This window comes from Pedobacter sp. UBA5917 (genome assembly GCF_002432345.1).
In the GTDB taxonomy this organism is placed as follows: Bacteria; Bacteroidota; Bacteroidia; order Sphingobacteriales; family Sphingobacteriaceae; genus Pedobacter.
This window is the reverse complement of sequence record NZ_DJDT01000033.1, coordinates 39,071-48,054: the sequence shown is the minus strand read 5'-3', so window position 1 is coordinate 48,054 and position 8,984 is coordinate 39,071. Positions and strand designations below refer to the sequence as shown.

The following is an 8,984-nucleotide window of genomic DNA, read 5'->3' as shown; positions in this document are numbered from 1 at the left end:
GAAACTAAACTTATTGCCACAACGCTGGAAAACAAACTGCTCAACCTCAATTTCGGTCAGTGTAAAGTTCCCGATCCGAGTAAACCAGTCCCATGCACGGCTAAATTGGAATGGAAAGATTATTATGAAAAGATAGTACTTCATAATGGAGCATATGTACTTACCGATAAAAGTACTGCATTATGTACGGCAAAAGGAGGAAACATAAAAATTGTACAACATGGTCAACAAGCCAACATTACCGCACAAGTACTTGAAAATGCCAGTTCAGGCAGTTGGGCCGCTGATGGTCCATTAATCACTGAAGAACTAATACATACCGAACAGGAAGCAAAAAACGATGATGAAGATGGTGCAGCCGTAAAATCGATATCTACTTTAATGTATGGTGGAGAGCAACCTTTAAATAGTCCTATAACCTTTAAGGCAAATTTTATTGGCCAGCCAAGCGATGAGGATAAACGGGGTGTTAATTGGGTGGTTTATGATGCAGATGGCAGACCAATTCAATTGAGAAGTGATGCAGGAGAAATGCTGACAGTAACCTTCAAAAAAGCCGGCACTTACCTGATCGAAGCTTATGGCAAAGCGAGTGGTGATAAGAAAGTAACCAAAACTTATACCATTAAAGAAAATGAGATTGAAACTGTAACTACAATTGATGGACAAACAAAAGTAAGGATACAAGTACCGATTGAATTCAGGCTTAAAAGTCTTTTTCCAACTGTAGCTATTCCCGGCGACATCCGCGCAATTACCTGGGAAGTAACCAAAATTAGCGGAAAGGGCAAGCCTGCCATATTAATACCCACAGGAAACATGACCAAGGTAGTTTGCCATGACGAATGTTCTTACGTTGTGTCTGCCTGTTTTAATGGCATTCCAAAACAATCGGTAAAGATACAGGCTATAAAAAATGGGATTAAATCTATTAGCGCTTCTATTGAAAGTACGAGGATAAATGAAGGAGTAAGCTTTAGTGTAAAGGATCAGTTTAAAATATTACCTGCCCTGCCAGAAGAAACTGCTGCAATAAAATGGCAATGCAAAGATGCTGAAGGTAAACCAATTGAAGCATTTAAATCTAAAACAGGAGAAACCATTAGCCATCATTTTATACAACCCGGCGAATATACCGTTCAGGCCTATTTAGAACAACCAAGCTCCAAAGTGGCAGTTAAAATAACCGTTGCCCAACCCGAAATTATACTTGCCCAATGGGAATACCCCGAAGGTGGCAAAAAAACAAAAACAGGCTGGGGAGAATTAAACCGTGCCTATCTAAAATTTAAGGCAGCCGAAGGCATAATGGTAAATCTGGAATATGGTTATCTAGATACTTCAGGGAATACCAAATCCATACATATTATTAAAGGGTTCAAAATACCACCAAGTCAGGTTTTAGATACCGTTGGCTATGATTTTGTACCGCACGCAGAAAAATACCGGAAGCTGTTAAAGGAAGGCACAGAATTTTACTTTAAAGTAGCGTCAGCCAACAAAAAATATGAGATTTTAAACGGAAATATCCCCCAGCCTTTGCAAAAACTACAATTGGTTACAAAAGAAGAGATTGTAAGTATTGAGTTTTTGGCCGACAACAGGCAGGTTATACAGGCTTTGTATGGCAGTAAAATGAAATGCCGCATCCGGACCCGAAACCTGAGTGCAAGAGAAATAGCTGTTAAAATATACCGTAAAGAAAGCCGCTTGGGGTTAGATAAGTTAAGAAAAGACACCATTGTACATCATCATAAATACCCGTTAAATGCTAACGGTGTAGTTGAATTTGATTTTACCTTATCCAAGAACTGGGAGAAAACCTACAGCGAAAAACTCCATCATTTTTATGCTGTGATTGAAGAAATGGAGTTTTTTGGCATCAGTAATACTTTGGTTGCCTTTAAAAATGATGTTCCGGCAAATGGAGGAAAGGCTTTGGTGGGAATAGGCCGACAGGAAGGGCACAGCGAAGGTAACTGTCCGAGATGTAATGCAGCGATAACCATAGCCGAATTGAAACAGATTTTTAAAGATGCTGATGATGGAACAATCAAAACCGTAGCCGAAACCTACAACAAATATATGGCAGAATTTGGTATGAACACCTGTTGGGTAAAGGCACATTTTTTTGCGCAGATCAGGGTCGAATCGAGCACTAAACTCCATGTAAAAACCGGAGAGAATATGAATTATAGTGCAGATACTTTAATTAACGGCAACCTGAATAAAAAGACAGGAAAACGCGATAATCCTCCGTTTTCATACTTCGTTAAACATAAAGAAGAAGCTTATAAATACGGCCGGACAAAAGACCATGCAGCCAACGAACAAATGATAGCCAACCTGGCTTATGCCGATAAAAACCGTAGTATTAACAACAGGGTTGGCAATACGCAAGAGGGTGACGGCTGGAAATTCAGGGGCAAAGGTTTGATACAACTTACCGGACGGGAAAATTATGCGAAGGCAAATACCTATACTTTAAAATATGAAAAAATAGATATCCTGAAAGATTCTGACATCGTTGCGAAAGATATTAAGATTGCAGTTTTAACATCGATGGCTTTTTTTAAGTGGAGGGGGTTGGTGGCGAAGAGTAACGGATTTCCTCAAGCGGAGCCAGTATCTAAGGGTGTTGGGAGTGAAGTCGGAAATAGTTACACAGAAAAACAACACGCTTTTGATAATTATACTTCCAAAATATTCAAAATAAAAGATTGTGATTGGAAAGAAATTGACATTAAAATAATTGGTACTAGAGCACCATGGATGACCATCGCTCTTAACGAAGCAAAAGCAATGAAAGGGTGCTACGAAGGCAAAGAACCAATGTATTCAAAGGCAAAATCTTATTTAAAATACTGCGATAATAGTAATGAACCAACCGATGGAGATAAAGGACCTTGGTGTGCGGCTTTCATGAATTGGTGTATTAGCAGAACAAAGAACTCAAAAAACAAAAATGAGCCTTTCAGTCATACAAACTCTGCAAGTTCTTTAGCTCCAATAAATAATCCGAAGTATAAAAAAATATCTACTCCTATTTATGGCTGTTTCGTCGTCTATCGACATATCAATGGCAAAAAGGGACACACAGGCTTATTATATGGTAAAAGTAGTAGTGGTAAATATATATTACTTGGTGGTAATCAAGACGATTCTATACGTTTTAGTGAATATGGCGAATATACCAGCCAAAATAAAAAGAAAAAGTTATACGGATTTTATATTCCCATCGATTATGTAGAAAAAGAAGAAGATAAATTGACTGAAAAGGACATCTATCCTAACGCTAGTGTTCTTAATATTAAAATAGGAATTAATGATCAACAATATGGAAAAACAAATTAAAAAAACAAATATGGGTACAAATAGAATAGTAATCTTATGCACCGTTTTTTTATTACTGGCAGTATCATGTAAGAATAAAGCAATTAACACTAAACAACCTCAAATGTCTCTAAGTCAAGTAGAAATTAGCCAAATCAAACAACATATGGACTATCAGAAGAGAATTGAATCTGATGAAATAGAACAGGATAATCCTTATAAAATGACAGAACAGGATTTAATTTTAGCTTCGAAGATAGTACTTGAAGGCCTAAAAAGTCAGGGATTTATAAAAATTTCTGAAGAAGCATTTAATCAGAAACTTAAAGAAGTATTTGGGATAGAGAAATTAAAAAGTGTGCATAATAAAATACATGCAAAGGAGAATTACATTTCAATTTTAGATAAGGAAGATCAATTTCAATTTAAAAAGATACTCGAAGATGAATTCGGTAATTCATCACTGATGCCAATTTTATTTTTAATGAGAAAAGATCATATAATTACAGAAGCAGAAACACTGAAAAATATAATCCAGATCAATAGTGATAAAACTTATAAGATCACTATCCAACCACATATTATTCATAGGAATAAATATTTGTTTAATAATGACAAAGCCAGTTTAGCTTGGCTTTTAAATAATGAGCAATACTTTTTGATTAAGCTACTTGATGATTTTGGCTATGATAAGGAGCCTAAAATAAATAAAATGGTATTGGATTCAATTTACAAGAAAAACCTAAATTATAGCCCCTTATCAGGACAGCGAATCGCAAATCTTTTTTTTGTAAAAGACTTAAACAATAAGTTAGAAATAAGGAAAGGGTTATTAAAATATGTAGAAGCAAATACAAGTTCAACTGACAACCGTTTTATCTATGCATTAGGAAGTTTTATAAGTACATTATATTATGGCGATGGCAACAAAATCTTCGATGAAGACCCTTCCAAAAAATTCACTGCTGTAGAAAAAGCAGAAATCGTAGCTAATATTGCCAACATCGAAAACCCAGCTATAGAAAAATACAAATCTCTCGAATCATCAGATGTATGGAATTTACCCGGTTCTTCTTTATACAACCTCTCCGTTTCGCATCCCGAGGTAATTATAATAATAGAACAGCATAATTATTTCGGTTTGCCCAAAATGAAAGCGATTATAGCCAAACTACAGGAAGAAGCACCGCCAACAGGGGCTGATCCGGAATAAAGGATAATCACTTTAAAAAATAAATTTAAATACAAATAACCACACTAAATTTTATTAGTAAAACTCCGAAAGCCACTTAAACTATAAGTACTATAGTATTTATAAAATCGTCCCTCTCACATTTTAAAAATTTAAATTAACAATGAAAAAATTAACACGCTTTAAAGGCAAAGCAATGGCTTGCCTAATCGTAATGTGCCTGCTCCTAGCATCCAGCTGTAAAAAAGACCTATTACAGCCGAATTCTAAAGATCTTCAAAATGGGCTATCTATTGCAGAGGCCAAGAAATATTTCGAAGCGAATGTAAAACAGATTGCAAAAACTAAAAAATTAATGTCATCGGGTAATGTTACTCCCACCACCGATGAAGAATCTGCAGAAGCAATCTTAAACAGTAGAGAATTGATTTGGGAGAGTGCATACCAAAAATTAATTTCTACGGGCAATGCTGTTAAAATACCGCTCAATTTTAGTAAAACGTATGCTGTTGTTGATGTGGAAAAGAAAGAGCTCATACCATTTGGAGCTCTAAATTATCTTTTCATGTATAGAGATAGTCTACACAAAATTAATTCAGAATGGGTGACACTGCTTCCTGATAAAGCTTGGCTCTATGGAAAGAGAGACCAATATATAGGCAAAATAGTTGTGAAAGATTGGGAAGGCAATTTTATTAAAGCTTACGATTGTAAACCGGTTGCTCCAGTAACAAGTATGAATATTGGGCCGAAAAAAATCAACTAATACCTTGACTAACTCTATTCCTGGATCAGTAGAGCCACCGATAACTCCGCCTGGACCAAATGCCCCTAGTGTATGGGTGATATGCCTTACAAAGTGTCATGAGTTTTGTGGAACAACTATAGTTGATAGCAGAAAGTGCATCATGATTCGTGGCACTGAGGGGCCCGGAGATGACGGCTGGGAAAATGGCAGTAGTGGCAACACTAATGGAGAAAGTAATGCTGGAGGCCCTGGTTGGGCCGGTGGTACCACCAGGGCTGATTATTACCCTCCAAACGGCCTCAATTGTAATCCAGATCCAGCGTATAAATTGCCAAATTATCCAGCTCCCGAAGGTTATAGTTGGCTATTGCCATGCGAAGGACCTGGCGCTATTCCTGTTCCAGTAGGACCATCTGTTAATTCTGTAAAATTGAGTTTCATCATTAATTTTATGGGCATAGCCGATCCTGATAAACAAAATTTTCTGTTGGCACATGATGAAATTTACGAGGCATTAGAAAATTATATAGCAATAAACTCAGTTTCTCCAAATAAGGAGCTTGTTGATTGGGCCGTTGGTTATTTGATAGAAAATCCAAATAGTTTTAATCAAGCGTTTAAAGATCTACTAAATGGCACATATAACGAAAATTCTCCTATTTATATACCCAATAATTTTGATGTAGTATATGATCAACAGTGGTATGATAATGAAGATGAACTGGGGATTATTGATGTGGAGCTACAACAACAGGGACTGCCCAATGCTGATCCTATACCTGAATCTTATTATATAAAAGGTACAGGCATTGACATGACAGCTGCCATGCCTAGAAGTGGCCGAACCGTGCATGGAAATCCAAGGAATGCAAAATATTTTTGGGATCAATTGATTAAAAAAAGGCCAGAAATGTTTAGTCCTGAAAATAGAGCCTTTATTGCAAAGAATCAATTTAATAAAGTTAATGCTGATGACCAGTGGATTAAGTACAACCCTACACATAAATCGTATAAATTTAACCAACTTGTTCATCATCACCACAAACAACGTAATATTGCTTTTGCTATTCCTCAAAAAGTGCATCAAAAGTGGACAAGCAGATTGCATTTAACAAAACTAAATTTACCAAAAATAAGGAATAGGTTAAATTCATTGGGGCCTTTTATGGAATTGTTTTCCATCTTTACCGATATCAAAACTGGTAATCCTGATGCATGGGTAAATGGTTTTGGCGCAACGGATGAAATTGGGAAATTGTACAAAGAACAATTACAAAATTTTTATTTTGAAATTATCGATCAACGTGTGTTTAAAAACTCTAGTGGTACAGTAATTAGAGCAGTTGTTACTTATGATGCTTTTGAAGACTATATTTGGGATGAAGATGAAAGGCGTTACATGGGAATTTTTAAAATTGCGACTTACGAAGAAGATATTGACGTAGCCAATCATCGCACAAATAGCTTAAAAAAAATCAATTAAATTGAAATATATGAATGAAATAATCCATAACTTTTTTAAGGCTTATTTTAAGTATTCCGATTTTTCATTAGGATATGATGAAGAAAAAACCCCAAAAAATATGATTAATTCATCTGTTAATCAAAGTGGATATTACATATGGAAACCCATTGACGGAACATTAGCAGATGAAGACTATTATAGTATTGAACAAAAATTCAACATAAAATTTCCTAAAAGTTTTATAGAATGGCATAAACAATACTTTTTTCTCGATTGTTCCTGCCAGCTTATGGGGTTACCTATTTCATCTCCAACCGAACCGCTACAGCAGATTATTGATAACCTAGATTATTCCTTGGCCAAAGATCTTATTGATGCAAAGCTGTATCCATTTGGTGATGAGGGTAATGATGCAGGCCCGTTAGTTTTTGATGGCAGATATGAAGTTGCGAACAATGAATATCCGATTAGGGTTTACGATCATGAATATGGTGGTGATTTAGATGGATTAAGCGAAATTATCTTTTCGTCTTTCACTAAACTTTTAGAATGTTTTACACATTACATACAAGAGTTAAAAAGCAGAAAAAATTTTGAGATCATCCCGGATTTTTTTCAGATTGACCCTAATGGTGCAGGGAAAACGGGGATTGATTATTGGTTAGATTGGGTGGCAATGGAAAAAGAAAACGATGAACTTTTTGGCGATTGATTAAAACATTCGATAGATAATGAATAAACTCTTTTAAATATTTTTCAGACAAATGTATACTTTAAATATCTTGATGTGAAAGTGCTAAAAATTATTTATGTCGTAGCATTATCAATCTGCGCAATTCAGTTATTTCAATTCCTATTTGGCTCGAATGGTATCTTTTATTCATTTAAAGATGCCTTGTTTACACCAGCAAAAGATGGCCGGATAATTTCGATAAGTTCACATTACAATTTCGACAGTAATTATGTCAAAGTCCTCAAATTATTGAGTAAGCTTAACACGATTGGCTATTTTATATCCTTGATTGGAACATGTGTATCACCTTCATTTTATAAAATGGATCGAAAAACTAAATATATCATTGGGATTAGTTTTTTTATTGCATCATTAGTATTCTCTCTAATTACTGGACCGATATGGGTTCATCTTCTTCAGAAAAGTTATTCAGGCTAAGCAGGTTGCCTCAAATGAGGCAACCTGCTTTATTATAATACTATATATTTCTCCGCCTAGCCTTTCCCCACCTCCAACACCTTAAAACTACCCGGCACACGTGCTGCCTTTTTACCACCATTGCTACCTTTTTCGAACTCGGCAGTGGGTAAAAACAGGTGATGTGTAGTGGCATCAAGTGTTATGGTCCTGGCCCCTACTGCTGTTTTTACCGTTTCTACCACAGCAAATTTATTGGCGTTTATTTCTTTTACTATGGTAATATTACCCTCGCCATTGGCACTGTAGGCCAGTTTAGTTGCAGGATCGAAAACCACACCATCGCAGTTATCGCCGATGGGTAACGAAGCTATCTGTTGGCCTGTTTTGGCATCCAACACAATCATTACCTTATTGGCACATACGGTAAATAACCTTGATGTAGCTCTATCAATAGCCAAACCCGATGGTTCTTCGGCATTTTTTAATTTATACCTCGATAAAACTTTGTAGCTGTTTATATCAAAACAAACAATTTCGCCAGTATCCTCGATATTTACATATATTTTGCCTTTTCCATCTGATACACCTGCCTCTGGTTTGCCACCCAAAGCAATGCTTGCCACTACCTTGTCGGTTTGTGGATCGATAATGCTGGCATCGGCACTTTTGCCATTAAAAACAATTACTTTTTTGCTGTAATCATCAAAAAAAGTGGCATCGGGGTTTTGCCCTACCTTAACCTCTCCTAAAACCTTAAAATTGTTCAGATCGAAAACCGTACAGGTACCGGCTTTGCCATTGGTGGTATAACCCTTGCCAAAAGCGCCGGCAACGGTAATGCCGTGCACACCCGTAGTATTGTTAATTACCCCTACCGAATCGCCCGTGGTTTTATTTAAAATATTTACCTGGTTACCGTGCGAAACAAACAGGTGGTTACGCTGCCCATCGATAGTTAAATAATCCCAGCCGCCATCGCTTTTAATTTTATGCACGGCCAATACTTTTAAAGTGCCTTTTTGTTGGGCCATCGTGGTAATTGCAAGGGCTAAAAAAGCCGCTGTGCATAATAACTTACTTTTCATTTTTTGTG

6 protein-coding genes are annotated in these 8,984 nt (G+C 36.4%); 5 read left to right on the top strand and 1 reads right to left on the bottom strand.

Annotation, left to right across the window (positions count from 1 at the left end):
* The 5 genes from B2V92_RS02335 to B2V92_RS02315 form a co-directional block, all read left to right on the top strand.
* Positions 1–3,354: TIGR02594 family protein (locus B2V92_RS02335; RefSeq protein WP_293304482.1), on the top strand; the 3,354-nt coding region annotated here is incomplete at its 5' end.
* Positions 3,338–4,546 carry a hypothetical protein gene (locus B2V92_RS02330; protein WP_293304480.1) on the top strand — a complete coding sequence of 403 codons (1,209 nt, stop codon included), beginning with the start codon at positions 3,338–3,340 and terminating at the stop codon, positions 4,544–4,546. The genes B2V92_RS02335 and B2V92_RS02330, both read left to right, overlap by 17 nt.
* A gap of 142 nt (positions 4,547–4,688) precedes the next feature.
* Positions 4,689–5,291 (top strand): hypothetical protein, encoded by a 603-nt coding sequence (locus B2V92_RS02325; protein ID WP_293304479.1) that lies wholly within the window; start codon positions 4,689–4,691, stop codon positions 5,289–5,291.
* Between the two features lie 4 nt (positions 5,292–5,295).
* Positions 5,296–6,756, top strand: a complete 1,461-nt coding sequence (locus B2V92_RS02320; protein ID WP_293304478.1) for a hypothetical protein — start codon at positions 5,296–5,298, stop codon at positions 6,754–6,756.
* A gap of 10 nt (positions 6,757–6,766) precedes the next feature.
* Positions 6,767–7,450, top strand: a complete 684-nt coding sequence (locus tag B2V92_RS02315) for an SMI1/KNR4 family protein (RefSeq protein WP_293304476.1) — start codon at positions 6,767–6,769, stop codon at positions 7,448–7,450.
* Between the two features lie 515 nt (positions 7,451–7,965).
* On the opposite strand, the gene B2V92_RS02310 is transcribed toward B2V92_RS02315, so the two are convergent.
* On the bottom strand, positions 7,966–8,976 hold the full coding sequence (locus tag B2V92_RS02310) for a YncE family protein (RefSeq protein WP_293304474.1): 1,011 nt from the start codon (positions 8,974–8,976) through the stop codon (positions 7,966–7,968).
* Positions 8,977–8,984 lie beyond the last annotated feature (8 nt).

Coding starts and splice junctions, on each gene's coding strand:
- B2V92_RS02330 (WP_293304480.1), top strand. CDS start 3,338: ATGGAAAAACAAATTAAAAAAACAAATATGGGTACAAATAGAATAGTA.
- B2V92_RS02325 (WP_293304479.1), top strand. CDS start 4,689: ATGAAAAAATTAACACGCTTTAAAGGCAAAGCAATGGCTTGCCTAATC.
- B2V92_RS02310 (WP_293304474.1), bottom strand. CDS start 8,976: ATGAAAAGTAAGTTATTATGCACAGCGGCTTTTTTAGCCCTTGCAATT.
- B2V92_RS02315 (WP_293304476.1), top strand. CDS start 6,767: ATGAATGAAATAATCCATAACTTTTTTAAGGCTTATTTTAAGTATTCC.